Origin of the sequence: Amycolatopsis sp. lyj-84, from assembly GCF_046549075.1 — a bacterium.
GTDB lineage: Bacteria > Actinomycetota > Actinomycetes > Mycobacteriales > Pseudonocardiaceae > Amycolatopsis.
Genome location: NZ_JAJPWO010000001.1, coordinates 789,995 through 812,324, shown reverse-complemented (window position 1 = coordinate 812,324; position 22,330 = coordinate 789,995). Strand labels below are relative to the sequence as shown.

The 22,330-nt window shown below is 69.9% G+C and carries 13 protein-coding genes; 9 read left to right on the top strand and 4 right to left on the bottom strand.

Annotation, left to right across the window (positions count from 1 at the left end):
- The first annotated feature begins 74 nt into the window (after nucleotides 1-74).
- From ACLJRM_RS03995 to ACLJRM_RS03975, 5 genes are all read left to right on the top strand, one after another.
- The gene (locus ACLJRM_RS03995; RefSeq protein ID WP_410662299.1) at nucleotides 75-1,481 is read left to right on the top strand and encodes an MFS transporter; all 1,407 of its coding nucleotides are present in this window, start codon (nucleotides 75-77) and stop codon (nucleotides 1,479-1,481) included.
- Between the two features lie 169 nt (nucleotides 1,482-1,650).
- Nucleotides 1,651-3,411, top strand: coding sequence for a fatty acyl-AMP ligase (locus tag ACLJRM_RS03990; RefSeq protein WP_410662298.1), 1,761 nt, complete (start codon nucleotides 1,651-1,653; stop codon nucleotides 3,409-3,411).
- The gene (locus ACLJRM_RS03985; RefSeq protein ID WP_410662297.1) at nucleotides 3,408-9,848 is read left to right on the top strand and encodes an SDR family NAD(P)-dependent oxidoreductase; all 6,441 of its coding nucleotides are present in this window, start codon (nucleotides 3,408-3,410) and stop codon (nucleotides 9,846-9,848) included. The genes ACLJRM_RS03990 and ACLJRM_RS03985 overlap by 4 nt, the downstream gene beginning before the upstream one ends.
- On the top strand, nucleotides 9,845-11,428 hold the full coding sequence (locus ACLJRM_RS03980; protein WP_410662296.1) for an acyl-CoA carboxylase subunit beta: 1,584 nt from the start codon (nucleotides 9,845-9,847) through the stop codon (nucleotides 11,426-11,428). The genes ACLJRM_RS03985 and ACLJRM_RS03980 overlap by 4 nt, the downstream gene beginning before the upstream one ends.
- Nucleotides 11,429-11,441: 13 nt before the next feature.
- Nucleotides 11,442-12,419: an alpha/beta hydrolase gene (locus ACLJRM_RS03975; protein WP_410662295.1), complete on the top strand. Its 978-nt coding sequence runs from the start codon at nucleotides 11,442-11,444 to the stop codon at nucleotides 12,417-12,419.
- Nucleotides 12,420-13,051: 632 nt separating this feature from the next.
- On the opposite strand, the gene ACLJRM_RS03970 is transcribed toward ACLJRM_RS03975, so the two are convergent.
- The 3 genes from ACLJRM_RS03970 to ACLJRM_RS03960 are packed head-to-tail and all read right to left on the bottom strand — an operon-like array spanning nucleotide 13,052 to nucleotide 14,998.
- Nucleotides 13,052-14,011, bottom strand: coding sequence for a pyridoxal-phosphate dependent enzyme (locus ACLJRM_RS03970; protein WP_410662294.1), 960 nt, complete (start codon nucleotides 14,009-14,011; stop codon nucleotides 13,052-13,054).
- The gene (locus ACLJRM_RS03965) at nucleotides 14,008-14,652 is read right to left on the bottom strand and encodes a transcriptional regulator (RefSeq protein WP_410662293.1); all 645 of its coding nucleotides are present in this window, start codon (nucleotides 14,650-14,652) and stop codon (nucleotides 14,008-14,010) included. The genes ACLJRM_RS03970 and ACLJRM_RS03965 overlap by 4 nt, the downstream gene beginning before the upstream one ends.
- Complete coding sequence (locus tag ACLJRM_RS03960; RefSeq protein ID WP_410598527.1) at nucleotides 14,645-14,998, bottom strand: RidA family protein; 354 nt, start codon at nucleotides 14,996-14,998, stop codon at nucleotides 14,645-14,647. Before ACLJRM_RS03960 ends, ACLJRM_RS03965 begins: the two co-directional genes overlap by 8 nt.
- Before the next feature lie 112 nt (nucleotides 14,999-15,110).
- On the opposite strand from ACLJRM_RS03960, the gene ACLJRM_RS03955 reads away from it, so the two are divergent.
- Nucleotides 15,111-15,872, top strand: a complete 762-nt coding sequence (locus ACLJRM_RS03955) for a GntR family transcriptional regulator (RefSeq protein WP_101608395.1) — start codon at nucleotides 15,111-15,113, stop codon at nucleotides 15,870-15,872.
- Between the two features lie 48 nt (nucleotides 15,873-15,920).
- Here ACLJRM_RS03955 and ACLJRM_RS03950 read toward each other — a convergent pair whose 3' ends face one another.
- Nucleotides 15,921-17,270, bottom strand: coding sequence for an SLC13 family permease (locus ACLJRM_RS03950; RefSeq protein ID WP_410662292.1), 1,350 nt, complete (start codon nucleotides 17,268-17,270; stop codon nucleotides 15,921-15,923).
- A 152-nt stretch (nucleotides 17,271-17,422) separates the two neighbouring features.
- On the opposite strand from ACLJRM_RS03950, the gene ACLJRM_RS03945 reads away from it, so the two are divergent.
- From ACLJRM_RS03945 to ACLJRM_RS03935, 3 genes are read left to right on the top strand one after another with little or no spacing between them, the layout of a single operon-like run.
- Nucleotides 17,423-18,589, top strand: coding sequence for a pyridoxal-phosphate-dependent aminotransferase family protein (locus ACLJRM_RS03945; protein ID WP_101608393.1), 1,167 nt, complete (start codon nucleotides 17,423-17,425; stop codon nucleotides 18,587-18,589).
- A gap of 10 nt (nucleotides 18,590-18,599) precedes the next feature.
- Nucleotides 18,600-21,518, top strand: coding sequence for an FAD-binding and (Fe-S)-binding domain-containing protein (locus ACLJRM_RS03940; protein WP_410662291.1), 2,919 nt, complete (start codon nucleotides 18,600-18,602; stop codon nucleotides 21,516-21,518).
- On the top strand, nucleotides 21,518-22,255 hold the full coding sequence (locus ACLJRM_RS03935) for a fumarylacetoacetate hydrolase family protein (RefSeq protein ID WP_410662290.1): 738 nt from the start codon (nucleotides 21,518-21,520) through the stop codon (nucleotides 22,253-22,255). The genes ACLJRM_RS03940 and ACLJRM_RS03935 overlap by 1 nt, the downstream gene beginning before the upstream one ends.
- Nucleotides 22,256-22,330 lie beyond the last annotated feature (75 nt).

The following is a 22,330-nucleotide window of genomic DNA, read 5'->3' as shown; positions in this document are numbered from 1 at the left end:
CACTTGGGACAGGGGTCGCGTTTCGTGAGTGGTAAAGACGGTTCTAACCGTCATTACCACTCACGAGGTGAGAAATGATTCCGACGCTGGTCATGATCGCGCTCGGGGCGTTCGTCACCACCCTCGACAACACGATCGTCGCGGCGGGCGCGCCTTCGATCGCCCGTGACCTCGGCCTGGATCTGCCCGCCCTGCAATGGGTGAGTATCGGCTACATGCTCCCGTTCGCCGGATTGCTGCCGGTGGCGGGCACCCTGGTGGACCGCTGGGGACAGGCCGCGACCCTGAGGGCCGGGCTGCTCGCGTTCGGCGCCGGCGCGATCGCGGGCGGGCTGGCCACGACGGCGTGGCTCGTGATCTCCGCCCGGGTACTGCAGGGCGCCGCCGCCGCGTTCCTCGTACCTGCCCTGCTCAGCCTGCTGCGCACCAATCTCGACGCGCGAAGACGGGCTGTCGGAGCGACGGTGTGGACGGCCTGTCTCGCGGCCGCGCTGGCGCTCGGCCCGACACTCGGCGGCGTGCTGAGCGAATACCTGGGCTGGGGCTGGATCTTCTTCGTCAATCTCCCTTTCGTGGCGGCGATGCTGTTCCTGCTGCGCCGGGTCGCCGCCGCCGGTCGCGATCCGGCGACAGGCAAACCTGCCGTGCTCTCGATGCTGGTGGTGACGACCGGGATGGTCCTGGTCACCGCCGCCGTGGTGGAACTGGGCGAGGGTGGTGCGCTGCTGCCCGCGGTGCTCGGCGCGGCGGGAACGGGCTTCGCGATCTGGTTCGTGCTCAGGGAAAGACGCGCGCGCGAGCGCCTGGTACCGGCGGAACTGACCGGTCAGCGGGTCTTCGTCGGCGCGCTCACCGTGCAACTGCTGTGGGGTTTGGGGGTTTCGGGCGTCTTCTTCTTCACGCCGTTGCTGCACCAGGAATCCCTCGGACTCGGGCCGGTGCTCGCCGGATTGCCGCTGGTCGTGGTGGCGGTCGCGGTCGTCGCGGCGACACCGCTGGTGCCCTGGGCGGTACCGCGATTCGGTCCACATCGGACTGTCGCGGCGGGGCTGGCCACGGTGGCCGCCGGACTGCTGGTCCTCGCCGCGGTCAACCATCTGCCGGAAGTGCCGCCGAGGATCCCCGGGCTGGTGCTGATCGGAGCCGGATCGGCCCTGACGACGCCGCTGACCTCGTACGCCCTGGAAATCGTGGCCGAGCGGCACGCGGGCACCGCCTCCGGCCTGCTCACCGCGTCCCGGGAACTGTCGAGCGCACTGGGTGTCGCGCTGATCGGGACGGTTTTGGCGGTGGTGCGCACGGCGAATCTCGGCGACGGCACGGCGTCCGCGCTGGCGAGTGGCTACACGGCGGGCCTGCTGACCGCGGCGGGGCTGGAACTCCTCGGCGCGCTGCTCGCGCTCCGGCTGCTGAACGACCGGGCCGGCCAAAGTCCGTCCCGAAGTGACAAGCGGGGTGCCACGTTTCTCTCTTCCCGGTGAGCATGGCCGCGGCGCCGTCGGCGTTTCCCGCTCCTTTCATTGACACCCTTCCCGGGTGATCCATACAGTTCCGGGCAGTTCAAGAACGGTCTCCGGAATGGAATCCGCTTTCGGCAACGGTGCCGTTCAGAATTCACCTGCTCCTGCTCACGTCGTCAAACGAGGGGCTATGGAAACCATTTCGGAAACGGTCGTCGCCGCCCACGGGCGGGACCACGCTCCCGGCGGGGAGTCGTTCGCGACCCTGCTGGAGTACTGGGCGCGGCGGCTCGGCGACGAGATCGCCGTGACCTATCTCGACCACCGTGCCGGCGCGGACGGCCGCGCGATCAGTCTCTCGTGGCGCGAACTCGACGACCGGGTGGACGTCCTCGCCACCCGGCTGGCCGTCTTCGCCGCCCCGGGTGAGCGGGCGGCGATCCTGGCGCGGCAGTCCGCGGACTACGTCGTCGCGTTCCTCGGCGCGATCCGGGCCGGGCTGGTCGCGGTCCCGTTGTTCGCCCCGGACCTCCCGGGGCACGCGGGCAGGCTGGCCGCCGTGCTCGCCGACTGCGCGCCCCGGATCGTGCTCACGACCGCCGACGGCATCGACGACGTCTCCGGTTTCCTCTCCTCGACGGACATCGAGCGCCCCGCGGTGCTCGCCGTCGACACCCCATCTCCGGTCGCGGCCGGTGAACGTTCCTGGCCGCGACCGGAACCGGACGGACTGGCGTACCTGCAGTACACGTCCGGTTCGACGCGCACCCCGGCGGGCGTGATGCTGACCCACCGCAACGCGCTCACGAACGCCCGCCAGGCCTGCGACGCCTACGCGATCGAAACCGGGACGACGTCCACCGTCAGCTGGCTGCCGCTCTTCCACGACATGGGCCTGATCCTCGGCATCGGCGCGCCGATGGCCGCGGGCGCCGCTTCGGTGCTGATGGATCCGCTCGCGTTCCTCGAACGCCCGTCACGGTGGCTGCGCGCGCTCACCGCCAGCCCCGGCGCGATCAGCGCGGCGCCCAACTTCGCCTACGCCTACAGCGCTTCCCGCGTGACCGAGGACGAGAAGAGCTACCTCGAACTGAGCCGGGTCGTCTCGCTGATCAACGGAAGCGAGCCGGTGCTGCCCGCGACCATCGCGAAATTCCACGACGCCTTCGAGGACTGCGGGCTGCGTCCCGAAGTGCACCGTTCCTCCTACGGGCTGGCCGAGGCCACCGTGCTCGTCGCCGTCACCGAGGCGGGCAAGGCACCGCGGCAGGTCACCTTCGACCGCGAGCGGCTCGCCGCCGGGATCGCGATCCCCGCCGCCCCCGGCGCGGCGTCCACCACGCTCGTCTCCTGCGGATTCCCGGCGGGCCAGCGGGTCCGCATCGCCGATCCGGTCACCGGCGCGCTCGTCGAACCGGGCAGGGTGGGGGAGATCCAGGTCAACGGCCCGAACATCGGCGCGGGCTACTGGGGACGGCCCGGCGAGTCCGCCGTCGTCTTCGGCCTGCCGCCGATCGATCCCGAGTCCGGCGCGGGCTGGCTGGCGACCGGGGATCTCGGCGTGCGCCACGGCGGTGAGCTGTTCATGACCGGCAGGTTGAAGGACCTCGTCATCGTCGACGGCCGCAACCACTACCCGCAGGACCTCGAACAGACCGTCGAGACGCATCCCGCGGTCCGGCCGCATTCCGCCGCGGTCTTCGCGATCGAGCACGGAGACGGCGAGGCGGCGGTCGTGGTGGTGGAACGGGCCAAGGCGATCGACGCCGACGTCGCGGTGGCGGCAGGGGAGATCCGGAGGGCGGTCGCGGCCGCGCACGGGCTGCGTCCGCACGACGTCGTCTTCCTCTCCCCGGGCGAAGTCCCGCGCACCTCCAGCGGCAAGATCAGCCGGGCGTTGTGCCGGAAGTCCTATCTGGACGGTGCGCTCACCGCACGGCGGCTCGGGTGACCGCGGAGATCCGCGCCTGGCTCGTCGCGCGGGTGGCGGAGCGGACCGGCCTGGCCGCGCACCAGGTCGACCCGGACCGGCCGCTGCACGAAAGCGGGCTTTCCTCACGGGAGTCGATGGAGCTGGCCGCGGATCTGGGCCGGTACCTCGGCCGTCCGCTGGCGCCGACCCTGGTGTGGCAGTACCCGACGATCGCCGCTCTCGCCGAGCGTCTGTCCACAGCGGACGGTGATGCCGTGACGACCGCGGAAGGCCGGGAAGAGGAGCCGATCGCCATCGTCGGGGTCGGCTGCCGTCTGCCCGGCGGGGCCGGATCCCCGGAGCGGTACTGGCACTTCCTCGACGCCGGGCGCGACGGCATCCGCGACGTCCCCGAAGACCGGTGGGAGGCGTTCGGCGACGACTTCGACTGGGTGCCCGGCCGAGGGGGATTCCTCGACGACATCGCCGGTTTCGACGCCGGGTTCTTCGGCATCACGCCGGGTGAGGCCGAAGCGATGGACCCCCAGCAGCGGATGCTGCTAGAGGTCGCCTGGGCGGCGCTGGAACACGCCGGGATCCCGCCGTCGAGCCTGCGCGGGACCCGGACCGGGGTGTTCGTCGGGCTCTCGGCCGGTGAGTACGGCCACCTGACGATGGCCGACGCCACCGCCGTCGACGTCTGGTCCGCCACCGGAGCCGCGACGAGCATCGCCGCCAACCGGCTTTCGTACCTGTTCGACCTGCGCGGGCCCAGTCTCACGCTCGACACCGCCTGCTCGTCTTCGCTGGTGGCGGTGCATCAGGCGGTGCAGAGCCTGCGTCGCGGCGAATGCGGGACTGCGCTCGCCGCCGGGGTGAACCTGTTGCTCTCACCCGCCGTCACCGCGACTTTCCAGCGCGCCGGGGTCCTCGCGCCCGACGGTCATTGCAAACCGTTCGACGCCGCCGCCGACGGCATCGCCCGCGGCGAGGGCTGCGGCGTCGTCGTGCTCAAACCGCTGAAGGCCGCGCGCCGCGCGGGGGACCGGGTGCTCGCGGTGATCCGCGGCAGCGCGGTGAACTCCGACGGCCGGTCCAATGGTCTCGTCGCGCCCAGCCCCGGCGCGCAGGCCGCGTTGTTGCGGGACGCCTACGCCGCGGCGGGCGTCGAACCGTCCTCTGTGGACTATGTGGAGGCGCACGGGACCGGCACCGAGCTGGGGGATCCGATCGAAGCCGTCGCGCTCGGCGAGGTGCTCGGAGCCGGCCGCGAACCCGGCCGCCCGCTCCTGATCGGTTCGGTGAAGGGCAACCTGGGGCATCTCGAAGGCGCGGCGGGGATCGCCGGGCTGATCAAGGTCGTCCTCGCCATGGTCCACCGGCGGCTGCCGCCGACCCCGCACCATCGCGAACCCAGCCCGCACATCGACTTCGCCGGTCTCGGCCTGCGAGTGGTCGGCACCGGCACGGACTGGCCGCGATACTCCGGTGTCGCGCGCGCCGGGATCTCCGCTTTCGGCTTCGGCGGCACCAACGCGCATGTCGTCCTCGAAGAGTGGCCGGCCGCGTCGTTCGCCGCCCGCGGGACCGAAACCGCAGGCCCGAGGGTGTTCGCGCTGTCGGCAGGGTCGCCCGAAACGCTCCGTGCCCGGGCCGCCGACCTGGCGGACTGGCTCGAGGACCCGGCCAACGTCGCGGTGCCGCTGGACACGGTCGCCGCGACGCTGGCACGGAGCCGGGACCATCTGCCGGTGCGCGGCGCGGTGGTCGCCGGGGAACGCGGCCAGGTCGCCGCCGCGCTGCGGGACATGACCGCCGTGGAGACCGGGCCCGTGCCCGGCGTCGTGTTCGTCTTCTCCGGCTACGGCTCCCAGTGGCCGGGGATGGGCCGCCGCCTGCTGAGCACCGAACCCGCTTTCCGCGCGGAGGTGGAGGCACTCGATCCCGTCTTCCAGGTCGAGGCCGGGTTCTCCCTGCGCGAGGTGCTCTCCGGCGAGCGCGACCTCCCGGATCTCTGCGCGACACAACTCGCGTTGTTCGGCATGCAACTCGCCCTGGCCGGACTCTGGCGTGCGCACGGCGTCACCCCGGCCGCGGTGCTCGGGCATTCGATGGGCGAGGTCGCGGCCGCCGTCGTCGCGGGTGCCCTGGACGTCGCCGACGGCCTGCGCGTGATGACCACGCGGGCCCGGTTGCTCGCGGAGGTCGACGCGACCGGCGACGGGGCGATGGCCGTGGTCGAGCTGTCCCCGGCCGAACTGGCCGACCTGGAAGCGGAGTTCCCCGGGATCACCGTCGCGGTCTACGCCTCGCCGGTCCAGTGCACCGTCAGCGGCGGCGCGGAGCAGGTCGAGGCGCTGGTCTCGCACGTCGAGAGCCTCGGCAGGCTGGCGAAGCGGCTGCCGGTCGGGGGCGCGGGCCATTCGGAAGCCGTCGACGCCGTCCTCGGCCGGTTCCGTGCCGATCTCGGCGGGCTCTCGCCACGGCCTGCTGAAATCCCTTGCTACAGCAGCGTTCTCGACGATCCGCAGCGGACACCGGTGTTCGACGTCGAGTACTGGACGGCGAACCTGCGCCGTCCGGTGCGGTTCAGCCAGGCACTCGCGGCCGCGACCGCCGACGGCTACGGCGTGTTCGTCGAGATCTCGCCGCATCCGGTGGCACTGGCCGCGATCGAGCAGAGCACCGGGGCGCTGGCACTGCCTTCGGCGAGCCGCAAAGTCGACGAGCGGAAGGCGTTCCTGACCACGCTCGCCCGCCTCCACACACTCGGACTGCCCGGCGTGCTCGACGCCCGCGGCCCCCGTCCGGTACCGGTGGCGCTGCCCGGCCCGCGCTGGCGTCACCAGCGGTTCTGGCCCCGGCGCCCGGCCTCCCGGTCCGGATCCGGTGGCGCGCATCCGTTGCTGGGCGTCCACATCGAACAGCCGACCGGCGGCGGGCACCTGTGGCACGCCGACCTCGGGACCGCGGCGCTGCCGTGGCTGGCCGACCACGCGGCGATGGGGGTCCCGTTGTTCCCCGCCGCCGGTTTCCTGGAGCTGGCGCTCGCGGCGGCCAAGGCGGTCCTGAGGCCCGGCGGGCAGCTTCGCGTCGGCGGCCTCGAACTGCACCGGGTGCTCCCGCTCGCCGCGCACACCGAGGTGACGACCAGCCTCGGCACCGGCTCCGGACAGTCCGAAGTGGACATCTATGCCCGATCCGCGCACGGCGGCTGGATCCGGCACGCCACCGCCCGCGTCCGTGACGGGGAGACCGCGGTGGTGCCGTTCGGGGCTGTCGCGGACGATGCCCGTCCTGTCGACCTCTACCAGGTGCTCGCCGGGATGGGGCAGAGCTACGGTCCCGCCTTCCGAGGGCTGCGCGGGGTTCTGGCGGCGCCAGGCCGGGCTTCGGCGTCGATCGCCATGCCCGCCGACCACCCGGCCTACGTCCTGCACCCGGTGATCGCCGACGCCTGCCTGCACGCGCTGGCCGCGGCCGGAGGGGACACGCTGCGCGAAGCCGACGGCGTCTTCCTGCCGCTGACCTTGGGCGAGGTCGTCCTCGCCGGTGACCCACGCCGCGGTGTCCGCGTCGACGCCGTCCTCGACTCGCTCGATCCGGCCGGTGACGGCCTGGTCGGCAGCGTCCAGCTGGTCGACGCCGACGACGTCGTGCTGGTCGAGTTCCGCGAGGTCTATTGCCGCCGGTTCCAGCGTTCGGCGCTGCCGGTACCGATGGCGGACCTGCTGTTCGAGACGGTCTGGAGACAGGCCGAGCTGCTGGCGGCGGAACCGGGCACGCGCAGCTGGCTCGTCCTGCACGACGACGTTCCCTGGCTGACGGCGCTGCGCGACAAGCTCGCCGAGTTCGGGGACGAGCTGGTGACAGCCCCGCTCGGAGACCGCGCCGCGCTGGCGGGACTCCTGCGATCCCACGAGGTGACGGGCGTCCTCGCGTGCGTCCCCACCACGGACGGCCCTGATCCGATGAGCGCCGCGCGTGCGGTCGCCACGCTCTCCGGTGTCCTCGCCGAACTGGCCGAAGTGGCGTCCGCCCCGCGTTTGTGGCTGGTCGGCGCGGGCGCGTCGGCCGTCGAACCCGGCGAGCGCGGTGACCCCGGCCAGGCATGCCTGCGCGGCCTCGTCCGGGTCCTCGCCTTCGAACATCCCGAGCTGCGCGCGAGCCAGGTCGACTTCGACGCCGAGCCCGATCCCGCCCGGCTGTGGATCGGCAGGCTGGTGGCGGAGATCCGCGCGGACGCGCCGGACGACGAGATCTCCTGGCGCGAAGGCGTCCGCTACACGCGGCAGCTGGCCCGCCCGGAACTCGGCGAACCCGGTCGCGAAACCGTGGTGCGTGACGGTGCCTACGTGATCACCGGCGGTCTGGGAGGCCTCGGCCTGGTCGCGGCGGAGTGGCTGGCAAAACACGGCGCGAGCAGGCTGGTCCTCTCCGGACGCCGCGGCGCGAGCGCCGACGTCGAACCGATGCTGGCGGACCTGCGTGACCTGGGCGCCGACATCCGCGTCGTCGCGGGCGACATCGCCGAACCGGGGACGGCCGAGGCGCTGGTCGAGGCGGCCACGGAAGGCGGTCTGCCCCTGCGCGGTGTGCTGCACGCGGCCGGCGTGCTGTCCGACGGCGCCGCCATCACCCTCGGGACCGAGGCCGTCGAAGCGGTCTGGCGGGCGAAAGCGCTGGGAGCGTGGCGGTTGCACGAGGCGACCGCCGGACACGAACTCGACTGGTGGCTGGCGTACTCGTCGGCGGCCGCGCTGTTCGGGTCGCCGGGTCAGGCCGCCTACGCCACCGCGAACGCCTGGGTCGACGCGCTCGTCGAGTGGAGACGGGCCGCCGGGCTCCCGGCGGCGACCATCGGCTGGGGAGCCTGGGGTGAGGCGGGAGCGGCCGTCGGCAGCCGCAACCCGGTGCTCGAACCGCTCGGTACGGAGGAGGCGCTGGCGGCGATGGACGCCGTGCTGGCGCGTGATCGCGGGGTGACCGGGATCGCCCGCGTGGACGCTGGAACCGTACTGGCCTTGTTCCCGCGGCTGGCCGGACGGCCGTTCTTCGAAATCCTGGTACCCGGCGAGGAACCGGCCGCCGGACCGTCCACTTGGGACGGATTGGACGCGTTGCGGGCGGTCCTGCCGGAAGCCGCCCGCGAGATGCTCGCCGACTACCTGGCCGGGCTCGTCGCCGGAATGCTCGGCCTCGCCGCGGACGAGATCGACAGGCACGTCTCGCTCACCCGGCTCGGTTTGGATTCCCTCACCGCCATGCGCGCGAGGGGCGTCGTGGAACGCGATTTCGGCCTGCCGCTGCCGATTCCGCTGCTGTTGCGCGGCGCCAGCCTCGCCGAACTCGCCGACCATCTCGCCGAAGAGGCCGGGTTCGGGGCGGCTCCGCGGTCCGCCGCCCCGAACGTGGCGATCGGGCCCCGTGATCCGGCCGAACGCTGGGTCGCCCGGCACTGGCAGGCCGAGCTGGGCGGCGCGGAACCCGGTGTCCACGAAGACTTCTTCGACGCGGGTGGCGACACCGACGCCGCCGAGCGGCTGCGCGCGGTGTTCGCCGGGCAGCTCGGAGCCGTCCCCGACCGGCTTTTCGCCACGCCCACCATCGCCGCGATGGCGGACCTGCTGCGTGACCGGATCGAGGGACGCGGAGGCTGCCCGGTCCGTCCGCTGCGCGAAGGCGGTACCGATCCGGTGTTCCTGTTCCATCCGGCCGGGGGACCGACCAGCGTCTACGACGGGCTCGTCCGGCTGCTGCCGGAGGGCAGGCCCGTCTACGGCCTCGAACGGATCGACGACGAGGACACCATCGAGGGCAAGGCGGAGTGCTATCTCGAGTTGATCCGCGAAATCCAGCCACGGGGCCCGTACCGGCTGGGCGGCTGGTCGTTCGGCGGTTGCCTGGCCTACGAGACGGCCCGGCGGCTGACCGCGGCGGGGGAGCGGGTCGACGTCGTGTTCATGATCGACAGCATCCTGCCGCTGCCCGCGCCGGGGAAACCGGCGCACGAGATCCTGCTGGAGCGATTCGACCGGTTCGCCGAGCACGTCGAGAAAACCTACGGCGTCCCGTTGGACATCCCGCGCGAAGAGCTCGTCCAGCTCGGCGACGACGACCAGATCCGGCTGGTGATCAACAGGCTGGCCACGCGGGTGCCCGGGATGGGGCAGGGAGTGCTGCGGCACCAGTACGAGTCCTATGTGGACGCACGGGTGGCCGAACGCTACGACCCGGAACCGTACGCCGGGCCGGTGCTGCTGATGCGCGCGCAGGAGCCGCATCCGCTGACCACCACCCTCGACCCGCGCTACCTGCGCACCGACGACACCCTCGGCTGGGACGCTTTCTGCGCCGACCTCGAGGTCGTGCGGGTCCCGGGCGACCACCTGTCGATGATCGACCCGCCGCACGTCGAGGTGGTCGCCGCGGCGCTCGCGGCCCGGCTCGCGGCACCGAGGGCGGCGCGGCCATGACCGACGTCCCGTTCGCTCCGACGACGGCGTTCCGGATCGCCGATCTCGCCGCCCGCCAGGAAGAGGCCGTCCGGATCGCCGAGAAGCGAGCCGTCGACCGGCAGCACGCCAAGGGCAAGCTGACCGCGCGCGAACGCATCGACCTGTTGCTGGACCCGGGTTCCTTCGTCGAACTCGACCAGTTCGCCCGGCACCGGTGCACCGAATTCGGGATGGACGCCAACCGGCCCTACGGCGACGGCGTGGTGACCGGGCACGGCACCGTCGACGGCAGGCAGATCTGTGTGTTCTCGCAGGACTTCACCGTGTTCGGCGGCAGCATGGGCGAGGTCTTCGGCGAGAAGGTCCTCAAGGTGATGGACCTGGCGATGACGCTGGGCTGCCCGGTGGTCGGGATCAACGATTCCGGCGGCGCCCGGATTCAGGAAGGCGTCGTCTCACTGGCCTACTACGCCGAACTCGGCAGGCGCAACGCGCTGGCCTCCGGCGTCATCCCGCAGATCTCGCTGATCATGGGCCCCTGCGCCGGTGGCGCGGTCTACTCGCCGGCGATCACCGACTTCACGGTGATGGTCGACGAGACCGCGCACATGTTCGTCACCGGGCCGGACGTCGTGCACGCCGTCAGCGGCGAGCGGGTCACCGCCCAGCAGCTCGGCGGGGCCGCGGTGAACAGCGAGATCTCCGGGAACGCTCACCACCGGGCGGTCGGCGAGCAGGACGCGATCGACTGGGTGCAGACCTTGCTCGGCTATTTGCCGTCCAACAACCTCGACCCCGTCCCGGACTACGCCGACGAGACCGCTCCCGACCTCACCGCCGCCGATCTCGAGCTCGACAGGCTGATTCCCGATTCGCTGAACCAGGCCTACGACATGGCCGAGGTGATCCTGCGCCTCGTCGACGACGGCGAGTACACCGAGGTGCACAGTGCCTTCGCGCCCAACATGATCTGCGCGTTCGGCCGGGTGCAGGGCCGCACGGTCGGCGTCGTCGCCAACCAGCCGCGACATCAGGCGGGCGTGATCGACATCGACGCCTCGGAGAAGGCCGCGCGGTTCGTGCGGTTCTGCGACGCTTTCAACATCCCGATCCTGACCCTCGCCGACGTCCCCGGCTATCTGCCCGGCGCGGACCAGGAACGGCACGGCATCATCCGCCGCGGCGCGAAACTGATCTACGCCTACGCGGAAGCGACTGTGCCGAAGGTGACCGTGGTGATCCGCAAGGCATACGGCGGCGGCTACGCGGTGATGGGCTCGAAGCATCTCGGCGCGGACGTCAACCTGGCCTGGCCCACCGCGGAGATCGCGGTGATGGGCGCCGAGGGCGCGGTGCGGGTCCTGCACCGGCGTGAACTGGCCGCGCTGCCTCCGGAACAGCGGTCCGTCGAACAACGGCGGCTCACCGAGGCGTACCGCAAACGGCATTCGAACCCGTACCTCGCCGCGGAACGTGGCTACGTCGACCAGGTCATCGCGCCGTCGGAGACCCGCCTGCAAGTGTCCAGGGCGCTGCGCGCGCTGCGGACCAAACGGCAGACCCTCCCGGCCAAGAAGCACGGAAACATCCCTTTGTGAGCAAGGAGAAGCGATGAACCGAACGTGGCGGTGGGGGCTGCTGGTGTTGTCCATGGTCGCCGTGCTGGGAAGCTCGATCCCCGCGAGCGCGGCCCCGACGCGGGCCACTGCGGACAACGGCGCGAAGGTCGTCGAGGAGACCTGGCTGGACGCGCGCACGGTCGACCTCAAGATCAGCTCGCCCGCGCTCGGCACCACCGGCATGGTCCGCCTGTTCGTCCCGACGGGCTGGGCCGCGCAACCCACGCGGACCTGGCCCACGCTGTACCTGCTGCACGGCTGCTGCGAACCGGTCGACTACCGGTCGTGGGACCAGTTCACCGACGCCAAGGCGTTCACCGCGGACAAGGACGCCCTCGTCGTCATGCCGACCGGCGGTCCCGCCGGGATGTACACCAAGTGGTGGAACTTCGGGCTCAAGAGCACTCCGGATTGGGACACCTTCCACACCTTGGAAGTACGGCAGATCGTCGAACGCGGTTACCGGGCAGGCACCCGCCGGGCGATCGCCGGACTGTCGATCGGCGGGTACGGCGCGCTCGCGTATTCGTTCAAGCACAAGGGGATGTTCGCCGCGGCGGCGTCGTACAGCGGTGTGCCGAACACGTTGAATCAAGGGGCACCGCTGTTCATCCAGGGAATCCTGGCCCGCGCGGGGATCTTCAACTACCTCGAACTCTGGGGTGACAGCTGGGGGATGCGGCCGCTGTGGACGGCGAACAACCCCTTCGATCACGTCGACGACCTGCGCGGCACGGCACTCTACGTCTCGTGCGGAACCGGGAAGACCGGCCCGCTCGACCCGCCAGGGCAGTCCGACTTCTTCGAACCGGCGGCGCTGACGTCTTCCGTGAGCTTCACGGATCGGCTGAAGGCCAAGGGGATTCCGGTGACCGTCGACTACTACGGCGACGGGACCCACAGCTGGCCCTACTGGCAACGGGCGTTGCGCAACTCCTGGCCGGTACTGGCCGGCGGACTCGGCCTCTGACCGGGCCTCGTGAGTGGTAAAGGCGGTTCTAGTGGGGGTAAGTCAAATGTGGCGTGATCGAGCCTCTGCGATGATGGGGTCCCTTCGCTGGTGTCAAGGCCGAGGGTGGCCTTCGCGGCGTGGTTCTGGACCGGTCGGCGGGCGCCAGTCGTTCCCCGAGGTTCCACAGGAACCACTTTCTGACGGCCGCATGTCCGGTTGATGGCTGGATGTGCGATTTTCGAGGGGGTCGTGAGTGATAAAGAGCGTTAGAACGCGCATTACCACTCACGACCTCTGTTGCAAAGCGTTCAGATGGGCATCAATCGGACACTTGCCCGCTTGAAGGTGTCCACTATGTACAGTCGGGGTCTGGGAGGCTCTCGTCGGCCGGCCAGATTCTCGACGCTGAGGGCTCGGCGCGACCCGACCGCGAACACGACACATTTGCCCTTCTCCTCAATAACCCTCTTTGTCACTCACGACCCCTGTCACGAAGCACGCAAAGCACCCAAACCGGGCAACTGCATCATAAAATGTGTCCTTTAAGGACAGTCAAGGCTCCTCAGGTCTTCCGGGGGAGCCTGCCCCGCCACCGAGCCCGCCACCTTTGACTTACCCCTCAAGAACGGTCCTTACCGCTCACGAGGGTTTCAGCGCGCGATCAGTTCCGCGAAGCGTTCCGGGCTGACGTTCCCGCCGCTGATGATCACCCCGACCCGGCCCGAGACGGGCACCTGACCGCTGAGCAGCGCGGCGAGACCGGTCGCCCCGCTCGGCTCCATGACGAGCTTCAGCCGCTCGAACGCGAACCGCATCGCGTCCCGGACCTGGTCGTCGGTGACCAGCGCGATGTCGTCGACGAGCTTCCGGTTGATCGAGAAGGTCAGCTCGCCGGGGATCTCGGCGGCCTGGCCGTCGGCGATCGTCCGGGGGACCGGGATCGAGACGCGTTCGCCCGCTTCCAGTGAGCGTTTGGTGTCGTCGCCCGCCTCGGGTTCCACACCGACGACCCGGATACCGGGCTGCACGGCCTTCGCGGCGGTCGAGCTGCCCGCGATCAGGCCACCGCCGCCGACCGGGACGACCAGGGTCTCCAGCGAACCGGTCTCCTCCAGCAGTTCCAGCGCCGCCGTGCCCTGTCCGGCGATCACGTGCGGGTGCTCGTACGGCGGGATGAGCGCCAGGCCGCGTTCGGCCGCCAGCGCTTCACCGATCGCGACGCGGTCGCCGGTGTAGCGGTCGTAGGTGACGATCTCGGCGCCGTAGCCCGCGGTGGCGTCCTTTTTGGACTGCGGGGTGTCCTCCGGGATCAGGATGACCGCGCTGCTCCCGAGTTCCCGCGCGGCGAGCGCGACGGCCTGGGCGTGGTTGCCCGAGGAGTAGGCGGCGATGCCCTTGGCCAGCTGTTCCGGCGAGAGCCGGGAGGCGGCGTTGTACGCGCCGCGGAACTTGAAGGCCCCGACACGCTGGAGGTTCTCGCATTTGATGAAGACCTCGGCGCCGACGAGGTCGTCGAGGGTACGGGAACGCACGACCGGGGTCCGGTGCGCGACGCCTGCCAGGCGGGCGGCGGCGTCACGGATGTCGTCGATGGTCACGGGGGCGGTCATGATGCTCCTTGATCACGGATTTCGGAGAGGTAGTTGTAAGCGGACGCGCGTGATATGCCGATCCGGGCCGCGACCTGCGGCACCGCCCGCCGCACGGCGAAGGCGCCGCGCGCGTGCAGGCTGCGGAACAGGTCGAGGCGTTCTTCGCGGCTGAGCGCGGCCCAGGGTTTGTTCAGCCGCAGCTGATGCTCGTCGACGATCGCGGCCACCACCGCGTCGACGTCGTCGCCGAAGGTGGTCGTCGGTGTTTCGGTGGCGGTGCCGACGTCGGCGAGTTCGCCGACCAGCGTCCGCAGCTGGCCCAGCACGGTGACGTCGAGGTTCACGCACAGCGCGCCGAACACGGAGCCGCCGCTGTCGCGCAGCAGCATGGTCGAAGACTTCACCAGCTTCCCGGACGCCGTCCGGGTGACGTAGTTCAGCTGGTCTTCGGCCTCGTCACCGCGGGCGAGCAGGCCCATGCCGATCTCGCTCATCGACCCGCCGACGCTGCGATCGGTGACCGAGCCGGCGATCGCCACCACGGACTTCTCCGGCCGCCGGAAGTCGTGGACGACGACCTCGCAGAACGAGCCCAGCGTCGCCGCGATGCCGTCGGCGACCGGGGCGAGCGCGTCGAGGATCGCGTCCTGCTCAGACATCGCGTACTCGGGCGAGGGCCTCGACTTCGACGGCGCCACCGTAGGGCAGCGACGCGACGCCGACGCATGTGCGGGCGGGCCGCGGCTCGGCGAAGAACTCTTCGTAGACGCGGTTGAGGCCGTCGCGGTCGACGATGTCGATCAGATAGACGACGACCTTCACCACGTCGGCCCGGCTCGCGCCCACCGAACGCAGCGCGGCGTCGAGATTCGCGAAGGCCTGCGGGCATTCGGCGTCGAATCCGCCGGGCACCAGGTCACCGGTCTCGGTCACGCCGAGCCGTCCGGACACGGAAACCAGGTCACCGCTGCGGAAGGCCGGGGGATACGGATGCTCGTTGGTCACGAGACTGACTGTATAAGTGTTGGACTAAAAGTCCAAGCGAGCGAAAAGTGACGTACCGCTCACGCAGGTCGGAAGTGATTGATATACCGTATACGGAAAGGGAGGGGTCTCGATGACCACGAGTTCGACGACCGCGGCTTCGGCTGACGTGGTGCGGCACGAAGACGGCCGGATCGTCGCACCACCGAGTATGGCCGATCTGGCCACCCAGGCGCTGCGCGCGATGATCCTTTCCGGCGAACTCCCACCCGGCACGCGGCTGGTCGAGGCCAAGCTCACCGAGCGGCTCGGCGTTTCCCGCCCGCCGCTGCGCGAAGCGTTGCAGGTCTTGGCTTTCGAGGGGCTCGTCGTGCCCCATCCGCGGCGCGGTGTCATCGTCCGCCCCCTGACCCGGCACGACGTGTACGAAATCATCACCCTGCGCGAAGAACTCGAAGCCTTCGCCGTCCGGATCGGGATCCCGGTCCGTTCGCCGGAGCGGCTGCAAGCCTGCCGGAACGCCTTGGCCGCCTTCGAGCAAGCCGGCCTCGACGGTGACGAGGGTGTCTTCACGCAGCGCAAGTACGACTTCCATCAGTCGATCGTGGCGCTGGCAGGCCATGAGCGTGTCACCGAGGCGTATCGCGCCCTTTCCCTGCAGATGCAGCTGTGCATGGCGCTCAACCGCAGTGCCCGCCGCGACGGCGAATCGCTGATGCAGAACGTCGAAAGGCATCGCGAACTGCTCGCCGTCATCGAGGAGGGCGATCCCGAGGCGGTCTTGAAGGCGCTGGCCGACCACGGGCACGGCAGCTTCCTCGACGCGGTGGTCGATCAGCTCGACGGCGGCAGTCCCGAATCCGAGCAGTGGCTGGCCGAGCGCCGATCCCGCTAGTGAGTCCACATCGGACGGTCTGGGCAGACCGTCCGATGTGGAGTGACCTCAGCCCCAGCCGGGCAGGATGAACAGCAGCCAGGTCGTGATGGGCGCGATCGCGCACATACTGAATCCCCAGATCATCAGTCCCCGGAACGTCTTGTCGTTCTGACCGGCCGGCGCGTTGGCCACGACGAGGGCGCCGCTGGTCGAGAACGGCGACGAGTCGACGACCGAAGACGAGATGGCCAGCGCGATGATCATGCTCACCGCGCCGACCTCGCCCGCCAGCAGGAACGGCACCGCGAGCGGGATGAGCGCGCCGAGGATCCCCGTCGTCGACGCGAACGCCGAAACCACCGCGCCGATCGCACAGATGAGGATCGCGGCCAGCAGGGGTGAACCGATCCGCGTCACCAGGTTGCCCAGCCAGTCGATCGTGCCGACCCGTTCCATCAGCGAGACGAACGTGACGATCCCGCAGATCAACAGCACCGTCGGCCACGCCACCTCGCTGACGGCCGCCTTCGCCGAACCCGGCGAGACCAGCGACAGCACCGTCGCCACGGTCAGCGCGGTGAACCCGACGTCGAGTTTGAACACCAGCGCGCCGACCGCGAGTGCCGCCAGTCCGATCAGGGTGAACACATGGTCGCGAGTGAGCGGAAGGCGCTCCTCGGGCTCGTCGGTTCCACCGCTGGTGGGCGACGGCGCCGGGACTTCGGTCATGGTCGCGCCGGCCGAAGCACCGCTGAGCGCGAGCGCCGCGGCGGGCTGAGCGACTACCTCGGTCTTGGCGGCCGAAGACCGGCGGATCAGTTCGCGGCCACCGAAGAGGAAGAACACGATGACACTCAGCAGCAGGTTGAAGACGAAGGAAGACGCGAACAACAGTCCCGGATTGCTCGGCAGGTTGTCGCGCGCGACGACGCCGTTGACGATGCTGCCGAAGATGCTGATGGGGGAGAAGCCGCCCGCGCTGGCGCCGTTGATGATCAGCAGGCCCATCAGCATCGGGTTGATCGAGTAGCGGCGGGCGAAACCCATGCCGATCGGGGCGATGATCGCCACCGCGGCGGGCACCACCGCGCCGACCGCGGTCAAGGTCGCGGTGACCACGAACATCACCCAGGGGATCAGGGCGATCCGCCCGCCGACGGCGCGCACCACCAGGTGCACCAGCCGGTCGACGGTGCCGTTGCCTTTGGCTATCGCGAACAGCAGTGTCACCCCGACCAGGATGACGAAGAGATCGCCGGGGAACCCCGAAACGATGTCGTCGGTGCTTTCCCCGACGAACGCCGTGCCGATCACGAACGCCGCGACGAACGCCAGCGCTCCCATGTGGACGGGGAGCACGGTCGCGATCAGGAACACCAGGGCGAGCGCCACGACTGTGACGAGTTGTATGGACATCTGAATCCTCTGCGGTCGGCGCTGACACATCCAGGGACTTGAAGTTGGTGCCGGTACCCCCTCGACGGAGTTCGGTACACGGTATACCTTTCAAGCAGCGAGACCAAGGTTTCGCTTTGTGGAACATCTCGATGCCGAGCGTGGAGGCGCACATGACATACGCAGCCGGACGTCACTTCCTGCAGATCCCGGGCCCGACGAACGTCCCGGACGTGGTGCTCCGGGCGATGTCGGCGGCCACCATCGACCACCGCGGACCCGAGTTCCAAGAGCTGGCCAAGCAGCTGCTGCACGACATCAAGCCCGTCTTCGGCACCACGAACCCGGTGGTCATCTACCCCGCCACCGGGACCGGCGCGTGGGAGGCGGCCCTGACCAACACGCTCAGCCCCGGCGACACCGTCCTCGCCTTCGAGACCGGCCACTTCGCCACGCTGTGGCAGGAAATGGCGCGGGGCCTCGGGCTGCACGTCGACTTCGTGCCGGGGGACTGGCGGCACGGCGCCGATCCCGAGGTGGTCGCCGAGCGGCTCGCCGCCGACACCGCGCACCGGATCAAGGCCGTCTGCGTGGTCCACAACGAGACCTCCACCGGTGTCGCCAGCCGGATCCCGGAGATCCGCGCCGCGATCGACGCCGCCGGGCACCCCGCGTTGCTGCTGGTCGACACCATCTCCTCGCTGGGCTCGATCGACTACCGGCACGACGAATGGGGGGTCGACGTCACCGTCGCGGGCTCGCAGAAGGGCCTCATGCTCCCGCCGGGCATGAGTTTCAACGCGATCAGCGACAAGGCCCTCAACGCCGCCAAAACCGCGTGCCTGCCGAAGATCTTCTGGGACTGGGGGCCGATGCTCACCGCGAACGAGCGTGGCTTCTTCCCCTACACGCCCAACACCAACCTCATGTACGGGCTGCGGGAGGCCTTGCGCCTGCTCTACGACGAGGGTCTCGAGAACGTCTTCGCGCGCCACGCCCGGCACGCCGCCGCCACGCGAGCCGCCGTGCGCGGCTGGGGGCTGGAGGTCCTCTGCCAGGACGAGCGCGAACATTCCGGATCACTGACCGCGGTCCTGGTCCCCGAAGACGTCGACGCCGACAAGGTCCGCGCGATCATCCTCGACCGGTTCGACATGTCCTTGGGCGCGGGGCTGGGCAAACTCGCCGGGAAGATCTTCCGGATCGGGCATCTCGGCGCGTTCAACGACCTCACACTCGCCGGAACCCTCGCGGGAGTCCAAATGGGACTCACGCTCGCCGGTGTCCCCGCCGACCCACGCGGGCTGCAGGACGCCCTCGAACTGCTGCAGAACGACTGAGGACCCGCCGATGACAGCCGAACTGACCCGTACCGGCCCGCTCGAAGACGCGCTGTCCGCGCGGATCAAGGGGGAAGTCGCCTTCGACGACTACACGCGCCACCTGTTCTCCCGCGACGCGAGCATGTACTCGATCATGCCGCGCGGCGTCGTGTTCCCCCTCGATCACGAGGACGTCGCCGCGGCCGTCGCCACCGCGGCGGAGTTCGGCGTGCCCGTCGTCCCGCGCGGGGCGGGCACCAGCCTCGCCGGGCAGACCGTCGGGCCCGGGCTGGTGCTGGACCTCTCCCGGTACATGAACCGGATCCTCGATCTCGATCCCGTGGCGCGCACGGCCGTCGTCGAACCCGGTGTCGTCCAAGACCAGCTGAACAAGGCCGCGGCCGCCCACGGGCTGATGTTCGGGCCGGACACCTCCACCAGCAACCGCGCCACCATCGGCGGGATGGTCGGCAACAACTCGGCGGGTTCCGGATCATTGACCTTCGGCATGACCATCGACCACATCCGCGCGCTGGACGTCGTCCTCGCCGACGGTTCCACCGCCCGCCTGGAACCGGTGAGCGAGACCGAACGCGTGCGTCGTGCCGAGGCGGACACCCTCGAAGGCCGTATCTACCGCGAACTGCCCGAACTCGTCACCGCGAACGAGGACGCCATCGCCAAGGGCATGCCGGTGTTCTGGCGGCGCGCCTGCGGCTACCGGCTCGACCGCCTCTCCGGGTACGGCGACGGCAATCCCTTCGACCTGGCCAAATTCGTGGTCGGCGCCGAAGGCACCCTCGTGCTGGCCACCCGGATCGAAGTCGATCTGGTGCCCAAGCCGAAGAAGACCGTCTACGCGGTCGGGCATTTCGACACCACACATGGCGCGATCTCGGCCACGCTCGACGCGCTCAGCTGCGAGCCGCATCAGGTCGAGCTGATGGACAAGACCATCCTCGATCTGTCGCGGGAGAAGATCGAGTACGCCGATCTCGGCAACCATCTCGTCGGCGACCCGGCGGCGCTGCTGTTCGTGTCCTTCTCCGGCGACGACGAGACCGTCCTGGCGGCGAAACTCGACGAGGTCGCCGAACTCTGGGAGCGCGACGGGCACGGCTATCACACGCTCAAGCTGGTCACGGCCGCCGAGCAGGCGGCGCTGCTCAAGGTGCGCAAGTCCAGTCTCGGCTTGCTGATGGCGGCGGGCGAGGGCACGAAACGGCCGCTGGCGTTCATCGAAGACACCGCCGTCGACCCCGAGCACCTGGCGGAGTACACCACGCGGTTCAAGGGGATCCTCGACGAACACCGCCTCGAAGCCGGGTTCTACGGGCATTGTTCGGTCGGCTGCCTGCACATCCGGCCGTTCGTCGACCTCACCGATCCCGCTCAGGTCGACACGATGCGCGTGGTAGCGGAGAAGATCAAGGACCTCGTCGCCGAATTCGGCGGTGTGAACTCGTCCGAACACGGCGACGGCCTGGCCCGCTCGGAGTTCAACCGCGAGATCTTCGGTGACGAACTCTACGAAGCCATGCGCCAGGTCAAGAAGCTGTTCGACCCCGCGGGCACGATGAACCCCGGCAAGATCGTCGATGCGCCCCCGATGACCGAGAACCTCCGTGACCGCGACGCCCTGCCGCCCGCGCCGCCGTTGCGGACCATGCTGTCGTTCGAGGTCATCGGCGGAGGCGGGATGCGGGGCGCCGCCGACCGTTGCATGAACATCGGGCTGTGCCGCAAGACCACCGCCGGCGTGATGTGCCCGTCCTACCAGGTCACCTTGCAGGAGGAGCATTCCACGCGCGGTCGTGCCAACGCCTTGGTCAAGGCGCTCTCGGAGCCGGACCCGAAGGCCGCGCTCGGCGGGGAGCGGCTCAATGAGATCCTCGATCTGTGCCTGATGTGCAAGGCATGCAAGAGCGAATGCCCGATGAGTGTCGACATGGCGTCGCTCAAGGCCGAGACGCTGTACCAGCATCACGAGGAGCACGGCACCCCGCTGCGGTCGCGGATCTTCGGCTCGATCCGGTTCCTCAACCGGATGGGCTCGGCCACCGCGCCACTGTCCAATGTGCCCGGCCGGATCGGCTTGCTGCGCAAGGTGATGGAGCGGACCGTCGGGATCAAGGCCGAGCGTCCGCTGCCGAAGTTCGTCCGGGACAACCTCGTGCGCTGGAACCGCCGTCGTACCACTGCCGCGGGGACGGCGGGCACGGTGAACTGGCTGGCCGACTCGTTCACCACCTTCACCGAACCGCAGATCGGCAAGGCGGCCATCGAGTTGCTCGAAAGCGCCGGCTGGGCGGTGGAACTCGCTTCCGGCGGCTGCTGTGGGCGGTCGAGCCTGTCCAAGGGCCTGCTCGACGACGCCAAGAAGAAGGCCACCGGCTTGGTCACGTCGCTGGCCCGCGACACCGAACCCGGATCGCCGATCGTCGGATGCGAGCCGTCGTGCGTGTTCACCCTGCGGGACGAGACTTTGGCGCTGCTGCCGGAACTTCCCGAAGCGCGGCAGGTCAAGGAGCGAGTCCGCCAGGTCGAGGAATTACTCGTCGAGGCCATCGACGACGGCAGGCTGAAGCTGCCGGAGCGATCGTGGCTCAGCGGGCGACGCGTGGTCTTCCACGGCCACTGCCATCAGAAGGCGGAGGTCGGCACTGTCGCCACGATGGCGCTCCTGCGCCGTATCCCGGGGCTGGAGGTCGCCGAGATCGACTCCGGATGCTGCGGGATGGCGGGCTCGTTCGGCTTCGAGGCCGAGCATTACGAGACGTCGATGGCCGTCGGCCGTGACCGGCTTTTCCCGGCGCTGGACAAGGAACCGGAGGAGACGCTGGTCGCGGCCACCGGGGTTTCGTGCCGCCAGCAGATCTTCCACGGAGCGGGCCGGACGGCGTGGCACCCGCTCGAACTCGTCCGCGAAGCGCTAGGTGGTTCGTGATGCGCCTGATTCGCTTCGATACCGAGGGAACCGCCCGGACAGGGTGCGTCGAAGGCGACGTCGTCCGCGCCTACGACCCGGTCACCGGTCCCGGCGAGATCGTCGGCCCGCTGTCCGGTGTCCGGCTGCTCGCGCCGTGCGATCCGCGCACGATCGTCTGCGTCGGCAGCAACTACGCCTGCCAGCTGAAGGAAAAGGGCCGTCCCCGGCCGGAACAGCCGGCGCTGTTCCTCAAGGCTCCCAACGCCGTCACCGGCCCGGGGCAGCCGATCCTGCACCCGCCCGAGGTCGAACGCCTGGAGTACGAGGGCGAACTCGCCGTCGTCATCGGCAGGACCGCGCAGAACCTGACCGCCGACGACGCCGGTGCGCACATCCTGGGCTACACCTGCGCCAACGACGTGACCGCGCACGACTGGCGGGCCGACGGCCAGTGGGCACGGGCCAAGAGCGCCGACACGTTCCTACCGCTCGGGCCCTGGATCACCACCGACATCGAGAAGGGAGACCTCGAAGTGACCACTCGGATCAACGACCGGATCGTCCAGCGGTCCAGTACCAGGGAGATGATCTTCGGCGTGCCCGAGATCCTCGCGTGGGTGACCCGCTGGTTCACCCTGCGCCCCGGCGACGTCGTGCTCACCGGCAGCCCCGCGGGCGTTGGGCCGATGAAGCCGGGGGACGAGGTCACCGTGGCCATCGAGGGAATCGGTGAGCTGACCAACCCGGTCCGCTGAGGGTGTCGTGAGGACGATCAGGGTCACGGGTGTCTCGGTACCTTCCGGGTGCCGTGTCGCGAAAGCCACTTTCGG